This is a genomic window from Reyranella sp. (assembly GCF_052439685.1).
Lineage (GTDB): Bacteria > Pseudomonadota > Alphaproteobacteria > Reyranellales > Reyranellaceae > Reyranella.
Window position 1 is genome coordinate 80,486 of sequence record NZ_JBQVQG010000007.1, and the last position, 21,293, is coordinate 101,778.

At 65.9% G+C, this 21,293-nt stretch carries 21 protein-coding genes; 11 read left to right on the top strand and 10 right to left on the bottom strand.

Going from position 1 to position 21,293, the window contains the following annotated elements; translation table 11 throughout:
- Positions 1–23: 23 nt before the first annotated feature.
- A complete protein-coding gene (locus ACT6UX_RS11600) occupies positions 24–710 on the top strand; it encodes a DJ-1/PfpI family protein (protein ID WP_444775304.1) in 687 nt (228 codons plus the stop codon).
- 1 nt (position 711) lies between these two features.
- Here the strand turns inward: ACT6UX_RS11600 and ACT6UX_RS11605 are convergent, their stop codons facing one another.
- From ACT6UX_RS11605 to ACT6UX_RS11630, 6 genes are all read right to left on the bottom strand, one after another.
- Positions 712–1,191: an anthrone oxygenase family protein gene (locus tag ACT6UX_RS11605; RefSeq protein ID WP_444775305.1), complete on the bottom strand. Its 480-nt coding sequence runs from the start codon at positions 1,189–1,191 to the stop codon at positions 712–714.
- Positions 1,192–1,212: 21 nt separating this feature from the next.
- Positions 1,213–1,761, bottom strand: a complete 549-nt coding sequence (locus ACT6UX_RS11610; RefSeq protein WP_444775306.1) for a hypothetical protein — start codon at positions 1,759–1,761, stop codon at positions 1,213–1,215.
- 58 nt (positions 1,762–1,819) lie between these two features.
- Positions 1,820–2,980 (bottom strand): acyl-CoA dehydrogenase family protein, encoded by a 1,161-nt coding sequence (locus ACT6UX_RS11615; RefSeq protein ID WP_444775307.1) that lies wholly within the window; start codon positions 2,978–2,980, stop codon positions 1,820–1,822.
- A 20-nt stretch (positions 2,981–3,000) separates the two neighbouring features.
- Entirely contained in the window at positions 3,001–4,020 is a 1,020-nt protein-coding gene (locus ACT6UX_RS11620; RefSeq protein WP_444775308.1) for an ABC transporter substrate-binding protein, read from the bottom strand.
- Positions 4,017–4,805 (bottom strand): YdcF family protein, encoded by a 789-nt coding sequence (locus ACT6UX_RS11625; protein ID WP_444775309.1) that lies wholly within the window; start codon positions 4,803–4,805, stop codon positions 4,017–4,019. The genes ACT6UX_RS11620 and ACT6UX_RS11625 overlap by 4 nt, the downstream gene beginning before the upstream one ends.
- A gap of 159 nt (positions 4,806–4,964) precedes the next feature.
- Positions 4,965–5,264: an HU family DNA-binding protein gene (locus tag ACT6UX_RS11630; protein WP_298309615.1), complete on the bottom strand. Its 300-nt coding sequence runs from the start codon at positions 5,262–5,264 to the stop codon at positions 4,965–4,967.
- A gap of 185 nt (positions 5,265–5,449) precedes the next feature.
- Here ACT6UX_RS11630 and ACT6UX_RS11635 point away from each other — a divergent pair, with 185 nt between their 5' ends.
- The 3 genes from ACT6UX_RS11635 to ACT6UX_RS11645 are packed head-to-tail and all read left to right on the top strand — an operon-like array spanning position 5,450 to position 7,975.
- Positions 5,450–6,346, top strand: coding sequence for an acyl-CoA thioesterase (locus ACT6UX_RS11635; protein ID WP_444775310.1), 897 nt, complete (start codon positions 5,450–5,452; stop codon positions 6,344–6,346).
- 10 nt (positions 6,347–6,356) lie between these two features.
- A complete protein-coding gene (locus tag ACT6UX_RS11640) occupies positions 6,357–6,557 on the top strand; it encodes a hypothetical protein (protein ID WP_444775311.1) in 201 nt (66 codons plus the stop codon).
- Positions 6,554–7,975 (top strand): amidase, encoded by a 1,422-nt coding sequence (locus ACT6UX_RS11645; protein ID WP_444775312.1) that lies wholly within the window; start codon positions 6,554–6,556, stop codon positions 7,973–7,975. Before ACT6UX_RS11640 ends, ACT6UX_RS11645 begins: the two co-directional genes overlap by 4 nt.
- 72 nt (positions 7,976–8,047) lie before the next feature.
- Here ACT6UX_RS11645 and ACT6UX_RS11650 read toward each other — a convergent pair whose 3' ends face one another.
- Positions 8,048–9,550 (bottom strand): aldehyde dehydrogenase family protein, encoded by a 1,503-nt coding sequence (locus tag ACT6UX_RS11650; protein WP_444775313.1) that lies wholly within the window; start codon positions 9,548–9,550, stop codon positions 8,048–8,050.
- A gap of 80 nt (positions 9,551–9,630) precedes the next feature.
- Complete coding sequence (locus tag ACT6UX_RS11655; protein ID WP_444775314.1) at positions 9,631–10,086, bottom strand: VOC family protein; 456 nt, start codon at positions 10,084–10,086, stop codon at positions 9,631–9,633.
- A gap of 76 nt (positions 10,087–10,162) precedes the next feature.
- Between ACT6UX_RS11655 and ACT6UX_RS11660 the strand changes: the two genes are divergently transcribed.
- Complete coding sequence (locus tag ACT6UX_RS11660; RefSeq protein WP_444775315.1) at positions 10,163–11,011, top strand: amino acid ABC transporter substrate-binding protein; 849 nt, start codon at positions 10,163–10,165, stop codon at positions 11,009–11,011.
- A 23-nt stretch (positions 11,012–11,034) separates the two neighbouring features.
- On the top strand, positions 11,035–12,054 hold the full coding sequence (locus ACT6UX_RS11665) for an LLM class flavin-dependent oxidoreductase (RefSeq protein ID WP_444775316.1): 1,020 nt from the start codon (positions 11,035–11,037) through the stop codon (positions 12,052–12,054).
- 220 nt (positions 12,055–12,274) lie between these two features.
- Here the strand turns inward: ACT6UX_RS11665 and ACT6UX_RS11670 are convergent, their stop codons facing one another.
- On the bottom strand, positions 12,275–12,856 hold the full coding sequence (locus ACT6UX_RS11670; RefSeq protein WP_444775317.1) for a hypothetical protein: 582 nt from the start codon (positions 12,854–12,856) through the stop codon (positions 12,275–12,277).
- An 87-nt stretch (positions 12,857–12,943) separates the two neighbouring features.
- Here ACT6UX_RS11670 and ACT6UX_RS11675 point away from each other — a divergent pair, with 87 nt between their 5' ends.
- Complete coding sequence (locus tag ACT6UX_RS11675; protein WP_444775318.1) at positions 12,944–15,253, top strand: DUF6600 domain-containing protein; 2,310 nt, start codon at positions 12,944–12,946, stop codon at positions 15,251–15,253.
- A gap of 34 nt (positions 15,254–15,287) precedes the next feature.
- Here ACT6UX_RS11675 and ACT6UX_RS11680 read toward each other — a convergent pair whose 3' ends face one another.
- Positions 15,288–16,202: a D-2-hydroxyacid dehydrogenase gene (locus ACT6UX_RS11680; RefSeq protein WP_444775319.1), complete on the bottom strand. Its 915-nt coding sequence runs from the start codon at positions 16,200–16,202 to the stop codon at positions 15,288–15,290.
- A gap of 112 nt (positions 16,203–16,314) precedes the next feature.
- On the opposite strand from ACT6UX_RS11680, the gene ACT6UX_RS11685 reads away from it, so the two are divergent.
- The 4 genes from ACT6UX_RS11685 to ACT6UX_RS11700 are packed head-to-tail and all read left to right on the top strand — an operon-like array spanning position 16,315 to position 21,293.
- A complete protein-coding gene (locus tag ACT6UX_RS11685) occupies positions 16,315–17,163 on the top strand; it encodes an HpcH/HpaI aldolase family protein (protein ID WP_298309604.1) in 849 nt (282 codons plus the stop codon).
- A gap of 16 nt (positions 17,164–17,179) precedes the next feature.
- The gene (locus ACT6UX_RS11690) at positions 17,180–19,264 is read left to right on the top strand and encodes a S9 family peptidase (protein ID WP_444775320.1); all 2,085 of its coding nucleotides are present in this window, start codon (positions 17,180–17,182) and stop codon (positions 19,262–19,264) included.
- On the top strand, positions 19,261–20,424 hold the full coding sequence (locus ACT6UX_RS11695) for a serine hydrolase domain-containing protein (RefSeq protein ID WP_444775321.1): 1,164 nt from the start codon (positions 19,261–19,263) through the stop codon (positions 20,422–20,424). Before ACT6UX_RS11690 ends, ACT6UX_RS11695 begins: the two co-directional genes overlap by 4 nt.
- A complete protein-coding gene (locus ACT6UX_RS11700) occupies positions 20,421–21,293 on the top strand; it encodes a pentapeptide repeat-containing protein (RefSeq protein ID WP_444775322.1) in 873 nt (290 codons plus the stop codon). Before ACT6UX_RS11695 ends, ACT6UX_RS11700 begins: the two co-directional genes overlap by 4 nt.

Here is a 21,293-nt window from a genome sequence, read left to right on the forward strand (position 1 = left end):
CTGGTCAACAGAGGAGACATTCCATGGCTGACACCGTCCATATCGGCATCCTGCTCTTCCCGGACGTCACGCAGCTCGACGCGACCGGGCCCGCCCAGGTCCTGTGCCGGGTGCCCAACGCCAAGCTTCACATGATCTGGAAGACGCTCGATCCCGTGCGGACCGACTCCGGCTTCTCGATCGTGCCGACGACCACCTTCGCCGACTGCCCGCAGCTCGACGTGATCTGCGTGCCGGGCGGCGGCGGCCAGGTCGCGCTGATGACCGATGAGGAAACGCTCTCCTTCCTGCGCAAGCAGGCCGAGGCCGCGCGCTACGTCACTTCCGTCTGTACCGGCTCGCTGGTGCTCGGCGCCGCGGGACTGCTCAAGGGCTACAAGTCCGCCTGCCACTGGACCTCACGCGAATTCCTGCCGGCCTTCGGCGCGATCCCGGTCGCCGAGCGCGTCGTGCGCGACCGCAATCGCCTATCGGGCGGCGGCGTCACGGCCGGCATCGATTTCGGGCTCACCCTGGTGGCCGAACTGGCTGGCGAGGAAGTCGCCAAGTCGATCCAGCTCACGCTCGAGTACGATCCGCAGCCGCCCTTCGATTCCGGCAGTCCCGAGAAGGCCGGGCCCGAGCGCGTGCAACGGCTGAAGGAGCGCATCCACGCCATGCTGCAGAAGCGCGAGGAGGCCAACCAGGCCGCCGCCACGCGACTCGCCTAGACTAGCGCAATGCGAGGATGAACAGGACCATGGCGGCGGCCGACGCCACCGTCCGCACCGTGTTCCACATCGTCCATCGCTCGCGATAGTGCGCCCACAGGGGCGCGGACTCCGCGCTGTCCGGCTTGGCCGCCGCGAGCGCATCGTTGAGCGGCACGTTGAAGACCATCGTCACCCCGATCGTGCCGACGAGATAGAGCAGGCTGCCGAGCAGGAGCAGCCTGCCGCTCCCGTCATGCCATCGCAGATACGCCGCGATCAGGAGTCCGCAGCAGAGCAGCGCCGTGCCGAAGAAGACGAGCATGAAGCTGCGGTTGATGACGACGACGTTGATCGTCTGCATGACCTCCATGCCGTGCGCCGCCGGCACGCGTCCCAGCGCCCGCATGACGAAGGACGAGAAAGCATAGAAAATTCCAGCGACCAGCCCGCTGCCGACGGCGGCCGCGAGGGTCGCATAGAAGATCGCCTGATCGATCATCGCCAGCGGCAGCGACGCGCGCTAGTTCGCCCCGGCCGTCGCGCTTTCGATGGTGATGGCCTTGCCCGCTGCCATGTCGAACTTGAGGCGGCGCACATAGTCGAGGTCGCGACCGGTGACGCGCACGAAGCGGCTGCCGTCGGGATAGTCGATGGCGTGGATCGCCCCGACGTCATAGACGCCGGCATGGCCGGGCTCGAGGCGATAGGTCTTCACCTTCTCGAGCTTCGCGTCGCCCGCGTCCGTGCCACCATCGACACGCTTGTACTCGCTCATGTCGGTGTACTTCACCGCCTGGCCGTAGACCGCCCACGAGGCGCCGTGATCGTGGGGCGGGCTCTTGTGCGGCTTGGGATTGCAATGCGCCAGCACGACGAATCCGAGGTCCTTGTCCTCATGGAGCTTGCGGGTGCCGATCGGTGCAGCGGGCCCCACGGCCTCGTCGACGAAGGCCGGGTTGGCCAGCAGCTTCTCCAGCAGCACGCGAACCTGCTCGCGGCCGGCAGGGCCCTCATATGTCTTGAGCGCAGCCTGGGCGTCCTTCACGAACGTGTCGAGTGTGTAGGTCATGCGGCGGCTCCCTCCTCAAATGGCAGGCGGAAATGATCCGCCTGCCTGTCCACGGCTGTCAACGGCCGCCGAAGATGCGGCGGGCGATCACCATGCGGTGGACTTCCGACGGGCCTTCGTAGACGCGCATGGTGCGCACCTTCTGGGCCATCATCGACAGCGGCAGTTCCTGCGTCACGCCCATGGCGCCGAACGCCTGCTGGGCATGATCGAGGACTTCGCTTGCCATCTCCGTGGCATAGACCTTGATCATCGAGGCCTCCATGCGCACGTCGCGGCCCTCGTCCTGCTTCACGGCGGCGTCCATCACCATCAGGCGACAGGCATGCAGCTTCATCGCCGCGTCGGCCACCCACCACTGGACAGCCTGTCGATCGGCCAGCTTCTCGCCGAAGGTGACCCGCTGGCTAGCATGCTCGACCAGCATGTCGAGGCCGCGCTGGGCCATACCGATGCACCAGGAGCCCATCTGCAGGCGGCGCACCGTGAGGCGGAGCTGCATGGGCGCGAAGCCCGCACCGATGCGGCCCAGCACCTGCGTCTCGGGGACGCGACAATCCTCGAACACGACCTCGTAGGTGCGCTGGCCGGCCAGCATCGGGATGGCGCGGGCCACGACGAGGCCCGGCGTACCCTTGTCGATCAGGAAGGCAGTGATGCCGCCGCGGGCACCGAGGTTGGGATCGGTCACGGCCATGGCGATGGTGAAATCGGCCTTGGCGATCCGGCTGATCCAGATCTTGCGGCCGTTGATCACCCAGTCGTTGCCGTCCTTGACCGCCTTGGTCTTCATGCCGGCGGGGTCGCCACCCGCGCCCGGCTCGGAAATGGCGATGGCCGAGCTGGTCTCGCCGGCGGCATAGGGCTCCAGATACTTCTTGCGCTGCTCGGGATTCGCGGTCGCCAGAAGCATGTGCAGGTTGGGCGAGTCCGGCGGGAACGTGAAGGGCACACAGGTGTAGCCCAGCTCCTCGTTGACGCCGACCAGCGCCACGGCCGGCAGGTTGGCGCCGCCCACTTCCTCCGGCACGTCGAGCGCCCAGAGGCCGAGATCCTTGCACTGCTTGAAAAGCTTGGCGTTCTCTTCGTCCGACAGCGAGGCCTGCTGGCCCGAGGCGAAACGCTCCAGCACGTTCTTCTCGAGCGGCATGAGCTCGTTGCGCACGAACTTCTTCACGAGATCGCGCAGCATCTGATGTTCTTCGTTGACCTGGTACATTGCAGCTCCTCCTGATCCGATCACTTCGGCTTTCCGATACCCTTATTGACGAAGTCGAGCGTGTAGGCCCGGGCTACGTCGAGCCCCTTCGGCAGCACGTCGACATCGGTCATCGATTGATAGAACCCCCGCCAGCGCGCATCCGTCATGGCACCGATTCCGCCCTTTAATGCATCCCCCGACATCACGATGCCACGCTCATTCATCACTTTGATCGCATACTCGATACGATCATCCGTCTGTTCCGGATTGGCCTTCTTGATGAGCGCATTGGCAGCCTCGATTGCCGGCCCGCCCTCGAGATACTGTGCCCAGCCCTGCAGCGTGGCATCGACGAAGCGCTGGATCACGTCGCGCTTCTCGGTTGCCAGCTTGCGGGAGATGGCGATGGTGGTCTGGTAGGCACTGAATCCTGCGTCGGCGATCAGCAAATATGGCGGCATGCGGCCGATGGCCTTCGAGATCGAATAGGGTTCCGAGGAGATGAAGCCCTGCTGCACGACGTTCTTGTCGGCGAGATAGGGCGCCATGTTGAACGTGTAGGGCCGGAGCTGGTCGTCGCGCAGCCCGAACTTCCTGCGGAGATACGGCCAGTAGGTGACGCGCCCGCCGTTGCCGATCAGCAGGATACGTTCCTTCAGATCCTCGAAGCCATCGAAGCCGGTGTCGGGATGACCGATCAGGACCTGCGGATCCTTCTGGAAGATCGAGGCGATGGTGAAGAAGGGCGCGCCTTCGCGCACATAGGTGAAAGCCTCGAAACTGTTCGACATGGTCATGTCGACACGGCCCGTCAGCAGCAACTGGCCGATGTTGAGGCTCGGCCCCCCCTGGCGGATTTCGCAGTCGATCCCGGCCTTTCGATAAAGGCCCGCCGCCAGCGCCTGATAGTAGCCGCCGTGCTCGGCCTGGGCGCGCCAGTCGGTCTGGAAGACCAGCTTGTCGAGCGACTGCGCGCGGGCTGCCCGCACCAGTGGGAACAAGAGCGGCCCGGCAGCGAGGCCAAGGGCAGTCCGGCGATTGAGGCGGTAGGCCGTCATGGCGCCAGGCTCTCCCCACGACGGTCGAAGGCGAGCGCCATCAGTTCTCGGATCGCAACGTTGGAATCGCCCAGCGCACGGACCGACGGCAACCAGACGTCCCACCACACGGTCTCATCGTCGGGCACACTCCAGTCGACGCCGAAGATCGCGAAATCGAGGCCGCCCTGGGTCGCGAGCTTGGCGCTACGCGCCACATGATAGGCCGAGGTGATGATGGCGACCCGCGCTCCCTTCACGATGTCCCGCACGTTGCGGATGTTCTCGATCGTGTTCAGCGCTTTGCCCTCGGAAACGATCGCATCGTCGGGAACGCCGAGGTCGAGCAGGAAGCGCCGCATGGCCTCGGCCTCGGTGGTGGCCGGGCCGCCTTTTTGTTCGATGAACGATCCGCCGCTCACGACGATCTTCGGCGCGGCGCCCGCATGAAACATGCGCGCCGCAAGCCAGATGCGATCTGAGGAATCCGTGAGTTCCGGCATCGTCGTGTAGGGCGGAGCGGCCGGCACGATACCACCGCCGAGCACGACGATCGCCTCATAGCAGCACGGCCTGTTGCCGGCGACGAGAGCGCGAGCCTTTTCTTCCATGTGCCCCATCAGCATTCCCGATACCGGTGGAAAGGACAGGATGAGTGTCTGGAAGATCGAAAGGCCAAGCACGGTGGCGGCGAGTCGGCGCCAACCGACTGCACGCATCACGAGCCAGAGCACGACGCCGACCGCCAGCGAAGCCGGCGGAACCATCATGTTGGTGAGGACCTTCAGGAGGACGAAAGTGTTCATGCCGGTTCGTGTCGCGCTCCGGCTATACTAGAACAATGCGCGGCAGGCTCGTCCAAACGCGTGTGTTGACCGCCCTGCGATGACAGGAGCCCGCGCAAAAAGAAGGGCGGGTCCGGCCTGCGCCGGAACCCGCCCAATCTTGCCCCGTCGAGAACGAGTTTAGATCGCGTCCTTGAGATCCTTGGCGACGCGGAAAGCGACCTTCTTGGACGCCTTGATCTTGATCGCTTCGCCGGTCGCCGGGTTGCGGCCCATGCGCGCCGGACGGGCGCGGACCTGCAGGATGCCGAGACCGGTGATGCGGACCTTGGCACCCTTCTTGAGGTGACGAACGACCAGGCCGACGAACTCGTCGAGAGCGCCGCTCGCGTCCTTCTTCGTCATGCCCGTCTTCTCGGCCAGCTCGGCTGCGACCTTCGAAAGCGGAATGGTGGGAACGGTGGTGGGTTTGGTAGCCATGTTGAGGGGGTCCTTACATTTTTTGGTTTCGCCAACGTCTCCTGACGCCCCAGGGTCCCGTTGACGGCGCCAAGGTTATCCACGAATCGATCCCCCGCAAGTCCGGAATGCACGGAAAATGTCGATTTTTGGGGCTTTTTGGGCCATCAGAGGCAGTCATCCACAGATTGCAGAGAGCGTCTAGCGTGTCGAGCCCCGCCCTGATCCCGACTTTCAGCACCGCCGTGAACACCTGGCAGTGCGACGAGAACGACCATCTGAACGTCCAGTTCTACACCGAGTTCGCCCATGAGGCCTCGGCCAACCTGCTGGCGAAGCTGGGCTTCGGACCGCGCGCCCAGCGTGCGGCCGGCGTCATGACGCGCGCAGTCGACGACCATGTCCGCTACGTTCGCGAGTTCCGCGTCGTCGAGCCGGTCGAGGTGCATTCCGCGCCGGTCGAGGTCGGCGAGCGCGAGATCGTCGCCTATCACGAGGTGCGCAATCCGGCGAAGGGAGAGGTCGCCGCCACCATCCGACGAAGCATCGTCTGCGACCGCCCGTGGCCCACCGACTTCCGCGCCCGCGCCGAGGCGGCGTGCATCGCCCTGCCCGAAGCCGCGAAGCCGCGCAGCGTCGGCAAGCTCTCGCTGCCCGACCTGACCCTCGCGGAGGCGCCGTCCGTGGGGCTGATCGAAGTCGGCCGCACGCAGATCACGCCGGACGAATGCGACGAGAGGGCTGAGTTCCTGCCGCGTCACCAGTTCGGTCGCTATTCCGACGGCGCGCCGGTGCTGTGGAACCATCTGGGCTTCGACCGCGCCGCCATGCAGGAGCGCGAGGAAGGTTCGGTCGTCGTCGAGATGCTGAACCACTATCGCCGGCCACTGCAGGCGGGAGACCTCGCCGTGGTGATGAGCGGACTGGCGAGCTTCTCCGACAAGGTCGTGGTCTTCACGCACTTCCTGTTCGAGGCGGAGAGCGGCACGCTTGCTGCTTGCGCCGAGGCGGTGGGCATGAAATTCGACCAGAAGGTCCGCAAGATCATGACCTTCACGCCCGAGGATCGTGCCCGGCTGGAAGCGTGCCGGCTCAAGCTCTGAGGAGACGCCAATGGATGAGAAGACGAAGACGGCCGCCGGCATCGCCGCCGGCCTCCAGGGCATGCCCTATGACGACAAGCGGCTGGCCGAGCTGGCGGCCGAGGTCGAGATCCTGAACGACGCCGTGCGCAAGGCCGCCGCCCAGCGACTCACCTTCGATGACGACCCGGCCGCGTTCGCCAGCGTCTTGGCAAAGGCAGCGCGCTCGTGAGAAACGACGATCTCGCCCTGGAGGATCTCACCGCGATCGCCGACGCGATTGCCGCGCGGCGCATCACTTCAGTGGAAGCGACCGAAGCCTGCCTCGCCCGCATAGAGACTTGGCAGCCGCGCACCAACGCCTTCCTGCGCATCTACCGGGAGAAGGCGCTGGCCCAGGCAGAGGCAATGGACGCGGAACTCGCCGCCGGCCGGTGTCGCGGGCCACTCCACGGCGTGCCGATGGCACACAAGGACATGTACTACCGCAAGGGCGAGATCTCGACCGGCGGCAGTGCGATCCGCCGCGACTGGGCCGCGCCGGTGACGGCGACGGTGCTGGGCAAGCTCGATGCCGCGGGCGTGGTCGAGCTGGGCTTCCTCAACATGGCGGAGTTCGCCGCGGGTCCCACCGGTCACAACGTGCATCACGGGCATTGCCGCAATCCCTGGGATCAGAGCCGCGTGACGGGCGGAAGCTCGAGCGGCTCCGGCGCCTCGGTGGCTGCACGCATGGTCTATGGCGCCCTCGGTTCCGATACGGGCGGTTCGATCCGGTTACCGGCGGCAGCGTGCGGCGTGGTCGGCATGAAGGCCACCTATGGTCGCGTGAGCCGTGCCGGTGCCGTCGCGCGTTCGTGGAGCCTCGACCATGTCGGCCCGTTGACCCGCACCGTGCGTGACAATGCCCGCATGCTCTCGGTGATCGCCGGCCACGATCCCGACGATTCGACGACCAGCGAGAAGCCGGTCCCCGACTACGAAGCGCTGCTCGACGGCGGCGTTGCCGGGTTGCGTATCGGCCTCGCTCTGCCGAAGGAAGGACTTGCGCCGCTGGCCCCACAGATCGGCGCCGCAATCCAGGCCGCCGCCGATGCGTTGGGCCGGCTCGGGGCGAAGGTCTCGACCGTCACGCTGCCCGACTTCACCGCGCTCTACCGCGCCGCTGAAGTGATGGTGAAATGCGAGGCCGCCGCCATGCACCGGCCGTGGATGGAGAAGACGCCCGAACTCTATGCCAACCAGGTGCGCACGCGCATGGAAGCGGGCTTCTTTATACCGGCGACGCAGTACATCGACGCGCTGCGGTTGCGCGCGCATTTCGTGACGGAGTTCCTGTCGACGGCGATGGACGGAGTCGATGCCGTGCTGCTGCCGGCGATCCCCTTCCCGCTGCCCACGATCGAGGAAACGGATACCGAGACCAAGGGCGGTCCGGCGGTGCTGAAGATGGTGGCGGGCTTCACCGGCCTCACGCGGCCGTTCAACACGCTGGGCATTCCCGCGCTGTCGGTGCCGTGCGGCTTCGACCCGAATGGTGCGCCGATCGGACTGCAGCTCGTCGGCCGGCCGTTCGACGAGGCGATGCTCTACCGGATCGGTCACGCCTATCAGGGCGCGACCGACCATCATCTGAAAGTGCCAGTTTAGGCTGGGGGCGCGGCACTCCAGTGGCGCGTTCAAGAAGAGAAGACGCGCCACTGGAGTGGCGCCCCCCCGGCGTCAGACCGCCAGATTCACCGTCACGCTCTTGCGCTGCGTGAAGCTGTCGAGCATGCCCTCGAGCGAGAATTCTCGGCCGAGGCCGCTCTGCTTGTAGCCGCCGTAGGACATGCCCGGCGTCTGGCCGCCACCCTGGTTGACCTGCACCCAGCCCGATTCGATGGCATGCGCCGCGCGCAGGCCCTTGCCGATGTCGTGCGTCCACACATAGGCCGCGAGGCCGTAGTGGCTGTCGTTAGCCATGCGGATCGCCTCGGCCTCGTCGCTCCAGCGGATCGCCACCAGCACCGGCCCGAAGATCTCCTCGCGCGCGAGGCGCCAGTCGTTCGAGCGATCGGCGAACACGGTCGGCATCGTGAAGTAGCCCTCGCTCAACGGGCCGGTCTTGGGCGGCAGGCCGCCGAACACCAGCTTGGCGTCGGAGCGGGCGAGCCCGTCTTCGACATACTTGCAGACCTTCGAGTACTGCTTGTTGTTGATGATGGTGCCGATGTCGCTCGCCTCGTCGAGCGGGTCGCCGATCTTCAGCGCCGTGGTCTTCTTCTCGAGCTTCGCGAGGAAGCTGTCGAAAATGTCTTCATGCAGGAACATGCGCGAGCCGGCCGTGCAGCTCTGGCTCTGGCGGGTGAAGCGCATGGCGTTGATGATGCCGTCGACCGCCCAGTCCGCGTCGGCATCGGGATAGACGATCGAGGGGCTCTTGCCGCCCAGTTCGAGCGAGACCGGCACGATGCGCTCGGCCGCGGCGCGCATGATCACCTTGCCGACCTCGGTCGAGCCGGTGAAGGAGAGCTTGCGGATCTTCGGGTGATTGGCCAGCGGTCCGCCGCATTCCGCGCCGTAGCCGGTCAGGACGTTGAGCACGCCGGGTGGCAGGAACTCCTGGCAGATATCGGCCATCAGCAGCACCGCCATCGGCGCGTCCTCGGCCGCTTTCATCACCAGCACGTTGCCTGCGCACAGAGCCGGCGCGATCTTGAGGGCGCCCAGCATGACCGGGGCGTTCCACGGGATGATGGCGCCGACGATGCCGATCGGCTCACGCCGCGTGTAGGAAAGCACATGCTCGCCGAGCGGCACGGTCTCGCCCTTGAGTTCCGAACCCAGGCCACCGAAATAGCGGAAGATGTCGGCGGCCAGCTTGGCCTCGCCGCGTGCCTGGGTGCGCAGCGCGTTGCCAGTTTCGAGCGCAATCGTGCGCGCCATCTCTTCGCTGCGCGCCTCGAGCACCTCGGCGATCTTCAGCAGGACCTTGCCGCGCTCGCGCGGCACCACGTTCTTCCAGGCCGGGAAGGCCTTTTCGGCCGCCTCGACGGCGGCGTTCACATCGGCTTCCGCGGCGCGCGGCACTTCGGCCACGGCCGTGCGCTTGCCGGGATTCTCGATGATGATGCGGGCGCCCGAAGCGCTCTCCACCCACTTGCCGCCGATCAGCATGCCCTTGGGCTTGTAGGTGTTGGCCGGCTGGGCCTGGGTCTTCATTTCGGCAGTGGCGGTCGACATTGGCGGTCCTCCGGGGTCCAGAAAATCGGGCCGGAGTTTGGCCCGCAGGGCGCCGCGCTACAAGCAGAACGGGCCCGTTCCTAGCCCTTCTTCCGGGAGGGTTTGCGCTTTCGCTTCGCGATCAACTCGCCGTACTTCATGCCTTCCAGCTTCAGCCCGTCGGGATCGAGGAAGAAGACGGCATAGTAGTCCTCGTAATATTCGGCGGCCGGATCGACGATACGCACGCCCTGCCCTTCCAGGTAGCCCTGCAGCGCGTCGACGTCACGTCGGGTGCGCAGTTGGAATGCATAATGGTGGAAGCCGACATCGCCGATGCGATGCGTCTTGCGCCCCTCCGCCGGCGCGATCCAGAAGCGGGTCTGGCCGTTGGTCCAGCCGATGGTCGACGGATATTCGTCGGAGATCTCGAAGCCGAGGAAGGCGAACAGCCCGCCATAGAAGGCTTTCGACTTCTCGTAATCTCTGACCCGGATGGAGATGTGGTCGATGCCCACGACACGGGAGACGGGAGCAGACATCTTGGAACGGGCCATGGCGTCCTCCGGATTTCCAGTGGTCACAACGGGCCGAATATCGGATTGTTTCGCCGTCATTCGATAGAGGGACGAGATGAAGCGATTCCTGAGCGGCCTTGCCGTGACGCTGGGCTTCCTGGCCACCGGCAGCGCCTGGGCCGGCACCCTGGACGATATCGCCAAGAACGGCGTACTCCGCGGCGGCTTTCGCGAGAACGCCCCTCCCTTCGCTTACAAGGGTTCGAACGGCCAGCCGGCCGGCTTCATGGTCCAGCTCTGCGAGGCGGTGGCCAAGGACATCGCCCAGCAGCTCAAGCTGCCTGGGCTCAAGGTCGAGTTCGTGCCCGTCACGACAGAGAACCGCCTCGACATGATCAAGCAGGGCAAGATCGACCTGCTCTGCGATTCGCTCACCGAGACGCTCGACCGCCGCGCCGTGGTCGATTTCTCCATCACCACCTTCGTCGACGGCACGAGTTTCGCCATCCGCAGTGACGGACCGCGCGACATGCAGGATCTCGCCGGCAAGAAGGTCGGCGCGGTTGCCGGCACCTTGACCGAGGAAGAGCTGCGCAAGGCGCTGGCTTCCATCCAGGTCAAAGCGACTGTCGTGCCCTTCACCGACTTTACCGCAGCAATGACGGCGCTGGAGAAGGGCGAGATCGCCGCCTACTTCGCCGGTGGGGCGATGCTCACAGCCATGATCAAGGACCACAAGGACGCGGCCAAGATCCTGCTGGCGAACACCTATCTCAGCCTGGAACCCTTTGCCCTGGCGATGAAGCTTGGCGAAGGCCCCTTCCGCCTCGCGGTCGACCGGGCACTCAGCCACATCTATCGGTCGGGCCAGGTCGCCACGATCTTCAGCGACGTGTTTGGCAAGAACGCGCGGCCGACTCAGCAACTCCAGACGCTCTATATGATCGCGACCTTGCCGGAATAGGCCGCAAGGCCCATCTCCCTTCCATGTCGCGTTCCTTCCGCCTCTCCGTCCTCGACCAGTCGATCGCCGTGTCGGGACGGCCGCAGGACCAGTCGATCCGCAACACCGTGTCGCTTGCCAGGCACTGCGAGGCGCTGGGCTACGAGCGCTTCTGGGTGTCGGAGCATCACAACCATCCGACCATCGTCGGGACCGCGCCCGAGATCGTGATGGCGGCGATCGCGGCCACGACCGAGCGAATCCGCATCGGCAGCGCGGGGATCATGCTGCCGCACTATTCGCCATTCAAAGTGGCCGAGGTCTTCCGCGTGCTCGACGCCCTGGCGCCCGGCCGCATCGACATGGGCCTCGGCCGGGCACCGGGCTCGGACGGCCGCACCGCCTTTGCCCTCAATCCCGCGGCCAACGAGCGGCCCGAGCATTTCCCCGCCGACGTGCGCGACCTGATCGCCTGGGTCCACAACGAACCGCTGGTCGAGCGCCACCCCTTCGCGACGGTGAAGGCCTTTCCCCAGAGCCCGACCGCACCCGAGGTCTGGATCCTGGGCAGCTCCGACTACGGCGCGCAGGTCGCCGCGCTGTTCGGCCTGCCCTACTGTTATGCTTGGTTCTTCAGCGACGGCGCCGGTGGCGAGCGCGCCATCGAGCTCTACAAGAAGAACTATCGCCCGAGCGCGCGCCATCCTGAGCCACACTCCGCCCTCTGCGTCTGGGCGCTGGCCGCCGACACGATGGAGAAGGCGCAGTACCATTTCACGTCGCGGGCGCTGAGCCGGATCAATCGCGACAAGAACATCCTGGGCCCGCTGCTGCCGCCCGACGAGGCGGCGCAGGCGCCGGTCACCGCCTACGAGGCGGCGAGGATGGAACAGTTCCGCAAGGACTCCTTCGTCGGCACCGGCCCCGAAGTGGCGGCGCGCATCACCGAACTCAAGGAACGCGTCGGCGTCGACGAGATGGCCGTCGTCACCTGGACCCACGACGAGCAGGTCCGCCGCGACAGCTACACCGAACTCGCCAAGGCCTACGGCTTCGCGCCGTAGAACAATTTTAGCAAAGAGTCTTTCCACTCCCTTGACCACCCATACCACCTCAGCCTGAGGAGCGGCCGCAGGCCGCGTCTCGAAGGATGGGTAACACACGTGGTGCGCGTGCCCATGCTTCGAGACGGCCGCGGAGTTTACCCCGAGGTATTCGAGGGGCAGCCTCTCAGCATGAGGTCTTTGGTCCGCGGGAGATCTCAGTCTTGCTCGAGAAAACGCGTCAGCGCGCTTCCGTCCAGCTCTCCGAGAAGGCCAGCGCCGAGGTGCTGAAGGGGCGGCCTTCGCGTTCGCGCGGCCACGGCTTGCCGCGGGCCTGCTGGCCGTTCAGCGTCAGCCGGCCGGAAAGCGCCGGGACCAGCACGGTGCAGACACCGTAGGGACGCGGGTTGGGTTCCTGGTTGGGCTCGGTGTGGATCAGCAGCGGATCGCCGATGTCGTGCCAGGTGAGCGCGATCTCGGCATCAGCCGCCGAAACATATTCGGTCCAGAAGTAGCGCGGATCGCCGGCCTTGCTGAAATCGGCATCGATGACCGGGATCGACAGGTCCTTCAGCTCGGGGTTCAGCATCCCCTGCACGGTCTGCTGCAGCCAGCGCGCCATGGCGATGTTGTCGGAATAGATGCGCCAATGGCCGTGCGTCAGCTCGCTCTTCAGATAGAGCACATGTCCCGGTCCAGCCGGGCAGAACAGGATCCGCCAGTAGCTGGCGTCGGTCGAATTGGGATCGCCGTCCTTCTCGCTGAGGCGAAGGAACGGATTCTCGCCGGTCAGGACGACGCGGTGCGGGTCGGCGACGCTCATCTTCTCTTCCCCCTGTGTTTCTCTCGACGCCCGCAACCGGGATACCGGCTGGGCGTTCACGAGACCTAGCCTAGCAGGAGGTCCCGTATGGGCGAAGTGTTTGGACGCACGACGATGAAGCTTCTCGCCGGTTTCGTCGGGGCCTCGCTGATCACCTGCACCGTCATGGCACAGACCCAGAACGACCCGCCGGGCCGCGTCGGACGTCTCGCCTTCGTGGACGGCACAGTCTCCTTCCATGACGACGAAGAGAATGGCTGGACGAAGGCCGTAGTGAACACGCCCCTGACGAGTGGCGACGCACTCTGGACCGAGCCGAATTCACGTAGCGAAGTGTCGCTTGCCGGCACGCGCATCCGCCTGGACGGCTCCACCGAGCTCGACATGACGCAGATCGACGACAGACAGGTTCGCCTGCAGCTGGCGCAGGGCCGCGTCGACGTGAAGACCACAGCCCAGATGGACGCCACGCAGCCCTACGAGATCGTGACGCCGCGCGGGACGATCACCCTGCAGCAGCAGGGCGACTACTATATCGAGGCCGGCTCGCAGCAGGACCCGACACGTCTCGGCGTGCGCGCCGGGGCGGCGCAGATCCAGGGCCTCAACGGCCAGACGCTGGCCGTGCGCCCCGGTGAAGTGGGCGAAGTCTACGGTGACGGCTCTTCGATGCAGCTCAAGGCCGTGCGCGCCGCACCGCCGGCTCCGGCGGCCTCGTGGGCCGCGCGCGACAAGCAGGTGGTCTACGACCAGCAGCCGCAATACCTGCCGGCCGGCATGACCGGTTACGAGGACCTGAACGCCTACGGCAACTGGGTGAACGACGGCAGCTACGGGCAGGTCTGGGTGCCGCGTTCGACGCCGGCCGGCTGGGCGCCCTATCGCACCGGCCACTGGTCCTACGTGAAGCCGTGGGGCTGGACCTGGATCGACGAACAGCCCTGGGGCTTCGCGCCCTATCACTATGGGCGCTGGGCCAACAGCAACAATCGCTGGGTGTGGGTGCCGCCGCAACGCGAGGAGCGCCCGGTCTACGCACCCGCGCTGGTCGCGTTCGTGGGCGGCCTGGAGTTGGCGGCGCAGCTCGGCAACCAGGGCAGCAATACCGGACCGGTGGGCTGGTTCCCCCTCGGACCGCGTGAAGCCTATGTGCCGCCCTACTCGACCAACCGCGACTACTACCAGCGCATCAACCGCGCGGCGCGAATCCAGGATCGCGACCTCAACGATCGCTGGGCGCGCGCGCAACGCCGTGAGGCTTTCGTCGCGGGTCAGAACTCGGTATTGGCCAACCAGCGTTTCGCGACGATCGTGCCCTCGCAGGCCTTCGTGCGCTCGCAGCCCGTCCAGCGCGCGGCCCTGAAAGTCACCGCCGATCAGATCACGAAGGCGGCGGTAGCGCCCGTCTCCGCGCCGCCGGCGCCGACCGCGTCCATTGCCGCCGTCGCCGCTGGCAAGGCCGCCGCGAAGCCGGCCGACGACAAGGCGCCGGCCGAGGTCAAGGGCCCGGCAGACGCGAAGGCCAAGGCAGGAGACGTCTCGGTGTCCAAAACCGCCGTGGCGGACATGCAGACCCTCGCCAAGCCCAAGCCCGCGGAAAACGAGAAGAAGGCTGTCGCGCCGGGTCCGAAGATCGCCTCAACCGACAGCAAGGCGACGACCGACAAGGCCGACACCAAGACGGCAGTGCCGCCTCTGCAGCCGCGTCAAGGTGCGGCCCCGCCTGCCCTCAAGGAGACGGACAAGGCAGAACCGGAGAAAGCTAAACAGGAGACTGGAAAGTCGGAGCCGGCGAAACAGGAACCTGGCAAGGCGGCCGCCCCGTCGCAGAAGGAGGCCGCGCCCGCACCGCCGAAGCCCGCCCTCGCCTCGCCTGACCCGTCGCCGTCAAAGCGGGACGACGGGAAGCGGGACGAGCCCAAGCAGGCGGCTCCGTCCTCCGACAAGCCGGGCGAGCCGCAGTCTCGTCAGGAAGAGCGCAAGCAGGCGGCACCTGCCCAGCAGAAGCCGAATGCTGCCCCGCAGTCGAAGCAGGAAGAACCGAGACAGGCGACGCCAGCACCGCAGCGGTCTCCCGCCGCTGCTCCCCTGCCGCGTCAGGACGAGCCCAAGCAGCAGCCGGCGCCGAAGCCCGAGGCTGCGCCCCGCCAGGAAGCGCCGCGTCAGGCCGCCCCCGCTCCTGCCCCGCAGCCACGGGCAGAGCCGCAACAGCAGCCGCAACAGGCCCAGCCACAGCGCCCGCAGCCGCAGCAGGCTCCCAAGGATCGGGAGACCCGCGCGCCGGCCCCACAGCAGCAGCAGATTGCCCAGCCGCCGAAGGCTGAGCAGCAGCAACAACAGCAGCAGCCTCAGCGGAACAACAACGGCGGCGGCGGCGGCAAGAAGGACAAGGACTAGCTCGTTCTCCCTGAGAAGCGGTCGTTCGTTCGGTCTACAGAACCTGGTTGCGGAGCGTCGTCTCGCCCCGCCACAGGCGGTCGAGGTTCTCGATCAGAATGTCGATGACGTTGTCTTCATAGGCGCGTGTTTCGCCCGCGGTGTGCGGAGTGATGAAGACATTGGGCATCGTCCAGAGCGGCGATGCCGCCGGCAACGGTTCCTCCGCGGTGACGTCGAGCGCCGCCGCCCAGATCTCGTTGCCTTCCATGGTCTTGATCAGCGCCACCTCGTCCGCGACCTTGCCACGTGCGACGTTCACGAAGACCGACGAAGGCTTCATCGCCGCGAAGGCCGCCGCACTCATCAGGCCAGTGGTCTCAGGCGTCAGCGCGCAGGCCAGCGCCACGATGTCGGCTTCCGGGACCAGCTTCACCAAGTCGTCCATGGCGTAGATTTCATCGGCGCCATTGGTGCCGGCCTTCGGGTCGCGGCGGATGCCGATCACCTTCATGTCGAAGGCCTTGGCGAGTTTGGCGAGATGGCTGCCGATCCGGCCCATACCGACGATCAGCAGCGTCTTGCCGCCCAGCTCGTCCTCGCGCTGGGTGAGATCGCCCAGCATGCCGCGCCATACCTTCTTGTGCTGGTTGTCGCGGGCCTCCGGGATCCGGCGGAAGACCGCGAGGATCAGGGCCAGCGCGTGTTCGGCCACGGCGCGGGCGTTGACGCCGGCCGCGCTGGCGAGACGGATGCCCTTGGCGCCCAGCAACTCCTTGGAATACTGGTCCATGCCGGAGCTGATCGACTGGACGAACTTCAGTTTCGTGGCATGGGGGATGATGTCGTTCTTCCACATGCCCGAGGCCGAGACGACATCAGCCTCGCCGACCCTCTGCACGAACTCGTCGTAGCTGCGCACCTGAAAGCTGTTGATGCCTGTATTCCGGGCATCGAACCGCGCCTTCATCTGGTATGCCGCATGCGCGAAGCAGATTGTCAGTTTATCTCTCGTCGGAAACATGGAACTCCCCCTGCACTAGATGCCACACTAGCGCGAACGACCACCCTGGGGGAACAAGATGAGCCGCAATCCACTTCGCGAACGCCTGAACGAAGGCAAGCCGACGCTCGGCACGCACATCCTGTCGGCCTGGCCGACGCTGGTCGAACTGATCGGTCATTCCAAACAGTATGACTATGTGGAATTCACCGCCGAGTACGCGCCCTTCACCATGCACGATCTCGACAATCTCGGCCGCTCATTCGAGCTGATGGGCATGTCGGGTATGATCAAGATCGAGCAGACCCAATATACGCACCAGGCCATGCGAGCGATCGGCTCGGGCTTCCAGAGCGTGCTGTTCGCCGACATCCGCTCGGTCGAGGATGCCAAGGCCGCAGTCGACGCCGTGCGTGCCGAGACGACGATGGCCCAAGGCGCACGCGGTCGCGGCCGGCTGGGTGTCGGCATGCGGCGCGATGTCGGCACGGTCCGCACGGGCGGCTCGCCGGCTTACGTGGATGCGCTGAACGAGGTCGTGATCGCCATCATGGTCGAGAAGAAGTCCTGCGTGGACGATCTCGACGCCATCCTCGACGTGCCCGGCCTCGACATGGTGCAGTTCGGCGCCTCGGACTTCTCGATGAGCATCGGCCTGACCGGCCAGGCCAACCACCCCGACGTGGTGGCGGCCGAGAAAAAGACGATCGAGACCGCGCTGAAGAAGGGACTGCATCCCCGCGTCGAGCTGCGCGATCCCAGCCAGGCGGCCAAGTATCTCGACATGGGCGTGAAGCATTTCTGCATCGGCTGGGACGTCCGCATCCTCGCCGACTGGTGGGACACCAAGGGCGCCGAGATGCGCGGCCTGCTGGGCGACAAGCCTGCGGCGCCGGCCAAGGCGCCCGCGAAGGCCGGCAACTACTAACCTCTGCGAGCTCCTCATGAAGCCACCGATCGCGCCGCGACACCCGTCGCGGCGCACCCTGCACGGCGTTACGATCACGGACGATTACGCCTGGCTCAAGGACGCGAACTGGCAGGAGGTGTTGCGCAAGCCATCGCTGCTTGATCCTGAGATTCGCACCTACCTCGAAGCCGAGAATGCGTACGCCGAGGAGAAGCTCAGGCCGACGCAGGCCCTGCAGAAGACGCTGGTTGCCGAGATGCGCGGCCGCATCAAGGAGGACGATTCCGGCGTACCCATGCCGGACGGGCCCTTCGCCTATCTCTGGAAGTTCCGCGAAGGCGGCCAGCATCAGCAGATCGGACGCACGCCGCGCGACGGCGGCGAGATGCGGACGATCCTCGACGGCGACGCGCTGGCGAAACAGTCGACCTATTTCAAGTTCGGCGGCACGCGGCATTCGCCCGACCATCGCCTCGAGGCATGGAGCGCCGACCTGCTCGGTTCGGAGTTCTACACTTTGCGCATCCGGCGCTGGGACACAGGTGAGGACCTGCCCGACATCCTGGACGAGACCAGCGGCAGCGTCGTCTGGGGCCGCGACGGCTCGTTCTTCTTCTATGTACGGGTCGACGAAAACCATCGCCCGCTGAAAGTGTACCGGCATCGGCTGGGCACGGCGCAGGCCGACGACGTGCTGGTCTATGAGGAAAAGGATGTGGGCTGGTTCACCCGCATCGGCGAAAGCGCCAGCGGCCGCTTCTGCATCGTCTCGGGCGGCGACCACGACACGACCGAACAATGGTTGCTCGATCTCTCCTCGCCCGATGCCGAGCCGCGGCTGATCGCCCCGCGTGAGAAGGGTGTGCGCTACAGCGTGGCCGATCGCGGCGACGAGCTGTTCATTCTCACCAACGAGGGAGGCGCCATCGATTTCAGGATCGCGATCGCGCCGCTTACCGCACCGGAACGGGCGAACTGGAGCGAGCTGGTGCCGCATCGGCCGGGCACCTACATCCTCGATATCGAACTCTTCGCCGGCCATCTCACCCGGCTGGAGCGCGCCGACGCCCTGCCCTCTATCGTGATCCGCGATCTCGCGACCGGAGAAGAGCATGCGATCGCCTTCGACGAGACGGCCTACGCGCTCGACATGGCGGGCGGCTATGAGTTCGACACCACGACCCTGCGCTTCGTCTATTCGTCGATGACGACCCCGTCGGAGGTCTACGACTACGACATGGCCACCCGGCAGCGGACTCTGCGAAAACGCCAGGTGATCCCCTCCGGTCACGATCCTGCAGCCTATGTCACGACCCGCATCACCGCGATCGCACATGACGGCGCCGAGGTGCGGGTGTCGATCCTGCATCGCCGCGACCTGGTGCGTGACGGCAGCGCGCCGCTGCTGCTCTATGGCTACGGCTCCTACGGCATGGCCATGCCGGCCTCCTTCTCGGCGAACCGGCTGTCGCTGGTCGACCGCGGCTTCGTCTATGCCATCGCCCATATCCGCGGCGGCTCCGACCAGGGTTGGTCGTGGTATCTCGACGGCAAGCGGGAGAAGAAGACCAACACGTTCGACGATTTCGTCGCGGCCGGTCGTGCCTTGATCCAGGCCAGGTACACGTCGGCCGGACGCATCGTGGGCCATGGCGGCAGTGCCGGCGGCATGCTGATGGGCGCGGTCGCCAACCGGGCTCCCGAACTCTTTGCCGGCATCGTCGCAGAGGTGCCGTTCGTCGATGTACTGGCGACCATGCTCGACGAGACGCTTCCGCTGACCCCGCCGGAATGGCCCGAGTGGGGCAATCCGATCACCGATGCGGCGGCCTTCAATTATATCCGCTCCTACTCGCCCTACGACAATGTGACGGCGCAGCACTATCCGGCGATCCTGGCGATGGCCGGTCTCACCGACCCGCGCGTGACCTATTGGGAGCCGGCCAAGTGGGTCGCGCGGCTGCGCGCGACCATGACCGGCGGCGGACCGGTGATCCTGCACACCAACATGGGCGCAGGCCATGGCGGCGCCTCGGGCCGCTTCTCCCGCCTCGACGAGGTGGCGATCGGCTACGCCTTTGCCCTGGATACCGTTGGCCTTGCGGGAGCTAAGCCATGAAAACGCGCATCGATACGATCCTGAACGACGCCGTGCAGCGCGGCGACGTACCCGGCGTCGCCGCCGTCGCGACGGATGGGAACGGCACGATCTACGAGGGTGGCTTCGGCAAGGCGATCCTGGGACAGGACGCCGACATGACGCCCGACACGGTCGTCTGGCTCGCCTCCATGACCAAGGCCGTCACCGGCGCGGTGGCGATGCAGCAGGTTGAACGCGGCACGCTGGAGCTCGACGCGCCGGCCAAGAGCGTGATTCCTTATCTCGGCGAGGTGCAGGTGCTGGAAGGCTTTGACGCAGCGGGCCAGCCCCGCCTGCGCAAACCGGTCCGCGACATCACCCTGCGTCACCTGCTGACGCACACGGCGGGCTTCGGCTACGATATCTGGAATCCCGAGATCCTGCGGTATCGCGAAGTCATGGACGTGCCAACCATCGGCACCGGCCTCGACAGGTCGCTGACGACGCCTCTGCTGTTCGATCCCGGCGCGCGATGGCAGTACGGAATCGGCATCGACTGGGCCGGTAAGATGGTCGAGGCGGTGACGGGTCGTAAACTTGGCCAGGTGATGCACGACGATCTGTTCGCGCCGCTCGGCATGGACAGCACCGCCTTCCGAATCACCCCGGCGATGCGCGCCCGCATGGCCCGCGTCCATCACCGCAAGGCCGACGGCAGCCTCGTCGCCGACCTGAAGCGCGAGATCCCGCAGGAGCCCGAATTCGAGGCGGGCGGTGGCGGCCTTTACTCGACGGCCAACGACTATCTGAAGTTCGTGCGCATGGTGCTGGACGGCGGCAAGTCGGCCCACGGCGAAATCGTCATGAAGCCCGAGACGGTCGATGCGATGGCCGGCAACGCGATGGGCGATTCGACAGTGAGCCTGCTCAGGACCGTGATGCCAGCTTTGTCCAACGATGCCGAGTTCTTTCCCGGTGTGGCCAAGCAATGGGGGCTCAGTTTCATGATCAACAACGCGGAAGCCCCGACCGGCCGCTCGCCGGGCAGCCTCTCCTGGGCCGGCCTGCCCAACACCTACTACTGGATCGATCGCAAGAAACGCCTGGGCGGCGTCTACATGACCCAGATCCTGCCCTTCGCCGACGTGAAGTCGCTGCCCCTCTTCCACGCCTTCGAGAGCGCCGTCTATGGGCGATGATTTCTGTCGGCCTGAGCGCCGCGAAGGATCTGGCGAATCGACCAGCCGACCCTGCTGCTAGCGGGAAATCCACACCCATGGCGAACACCACCCCCACACATAAGCCACTTCGCCAGGACGAACTTGATGCAGGGCTGGAGGCGAGCCGCCTCTTCGAGGCCGTGGCTTTTACGGCTGCCGTCACGCTCGACGAACTCAACCTCACGGAGTGTCGCTTCATCGACTGCATCTTCGAACCGCCTTCCATCCGCGGCGCCGATTTCTCAGGAGCCCACTTCAAGGGGTGCCGCTTTTCGCCGGTGCGGTTTGCGAGTTGCAAGCTTGCGGGAGTCCGCGTCCATGACAGCAGCTTTTTCGACGCCGATCAGAAGAAGGGAAGCACCTTCGCCTTCTGCGATCTGCGCGGCGTCGAGGCGGAGAAGTGCAACTTCGCGGTCAACAGCTTCGAACGTTGCGACATGCACGATTTCGGTGCACGGGAATGCAGCTTCAGGGGCGTACGCTTCCACAGCTCGACGTTTACCAAGGCGATCTCGAAGCGGGTGATCGTGACGCGGGCACGTTTCGAAGCCTGCAACTTCACCTTCACGGACTTCTCCGGCGTGTCGCTCGAAAGCTGCGAGTTTCAGACCTGCAGGTTTCTCGACACGGCCTTCTTCGACGTCAACCTCACCGACGCAATCCTGCGCGACTGCTCGCTCGAAAAGGCCGAATGGGAGCGGGCCAATCTGACCCGCGCGGATTTTCGCGGCTCGACGATCTCCGGATTGAACCTGGCCGTTCTGTCCGGCTACGCCGGCCTGATGATCGGCGAAAGCCAGCAGACCGAGCTCCTCGAACGACTCGGCGTCTCGGTAAACCCCGACTGA

Bases quoted from the DNA above. Each gene is read 5' to 3' on its own strand.
- ACT6UX_RS11600 (WP_444775304.1), top strand. From the start codon at position 24: ATGGCTGACACCGTCCATATCGGCATCCTGCTCTTCCCGGACGTCACG.
- ACT6UX_RS11605 (WP_444775305.1), bottom strand. From the start codon at position 1,191: ATGATCGATCAGGCGATCTTCTATGCGACCCTCGCGGCCGCCGTCGGC.
- ACT6UX_RS11610 (WP_444775306.1), bottom strand. From the start codon at position 1,761: ATGACCTACACACTCGACACGTTCGTGAAGGACGCCCAGGCTGCGCTC.
- ACT6UX_RS11615 (WP_444775307.1), bottom strand. From the start codon at position 2,980: ATGTACCAGGTCAACGAAGAACATCAGATGCTGCGCGATCTCGTGAAG.
- ACT6UX_RS11620 (WP_444775308.1), bottom strand. From the start codon at position 4,020: ATGACGGCCTACCGCCTCAATCGCCGGACTGCCCTTGGCCTCGCTGCC.
- ACT6UX_RS11625 (WP_444775309.1), bottom strand. From the start codon at position 4,805: ATGAACACTTTCGTCCTCCTGAAGGTCCTCACCAACATGATGGTTCCG.
- ACT6UX_RS11630 (WP_298309615.1), bottom strand. From the start codon at position 5,264: ATGGCTACCAAACCCACCACCGTTCCCACCATTCCGCTTTCGAAGGTC.
- ACT6UX_RS11640 (WP_444775311.1), top strand. From the start codon at position 6,357: ATGGATGAGAAGACGAAGACGGCCGCCGGCATCGCCGCCGGCCTCCAG.
- ACT6UX_RS11650 (WP_444775313.1), bottom strand. From the start codon at position 9,550: ATGTCGACCGCCACTGCCGAAATGAAGACCCAGGCCCAGCCGGCCAAC.
- ACT6UX_RS11655 (WP_444775314.1), bottom strand. From the start codon at position 10,086: ATGGCCCGTTCCAAGATGTCTGCTCCCGTCTCCCGTGTCGTGGGCATC.
- ACT6UX_RS11660 (WP_444775315.1), top strand. From the start codon at position 10,163: ATGAAGCGATTCCTGAGCGGCCTTGCCGTGACGCTGGGCTTCCTGGCC.
- ACT6UX_RS11665 (WP_444775316.1), top strand. From the start codon at position 11,035: ATGTCGCGTTCCTTCCGCCTCTCCGTCCTCGACCAGTCGATCGCCGTG.
- ACT6UX_RS11670 (WP_444775317.1), bottom strand. From the start codon at position 12,856: ATGAGCGTCGCCGACCCGCACCGCGTCGTCCTGACCGGCGAGAATCCG.
- ACT6UX_RS11675 (WP_444775318.1), top strand. From the start codon at position 12,944: ATGGGCGAAGTGTTTGGACGCACGACGATGAAGCTTCTCGCCGGTTTC.
- ACT6UX_RS11680 (WP_444775319.1), bottom strand. From the start codon at position 16,202: ATGAAGGCGCGGTTCGATGCCCGGAATACAGGCATCAACAGCTTTCAG.
- ACT6UX_RS11685 (WP_298309604.1), top strand. From the start codon at position 16,315: ATGAGCCGCAATCCACTTCGCGAACGCCTGAACGAAGGCAAGCCGACG.
- ACT6UX_RS11690 (WP_444775320.1), top strand. From the start codon at position 17,180: ATGAAGCCACCGATCGCGCCGCGACACCCGTCGCGGCGCACCCTGCAC.
- ACT6UX_RS11695 (WP_444775321.1), top strand. From the start codon at position 19,261: ATGAAAACGCGCATCGATACGATCCTGAACGACGCCGTGCAGCGCGGC.
- ACT6UX_RS11700 (WP_444775322.1), top strand. From the start codon at position 20,421: ATGATTTCTGTCGGCCTGAGCGCCGCGAAGGATCTGGCGAATCGACCA.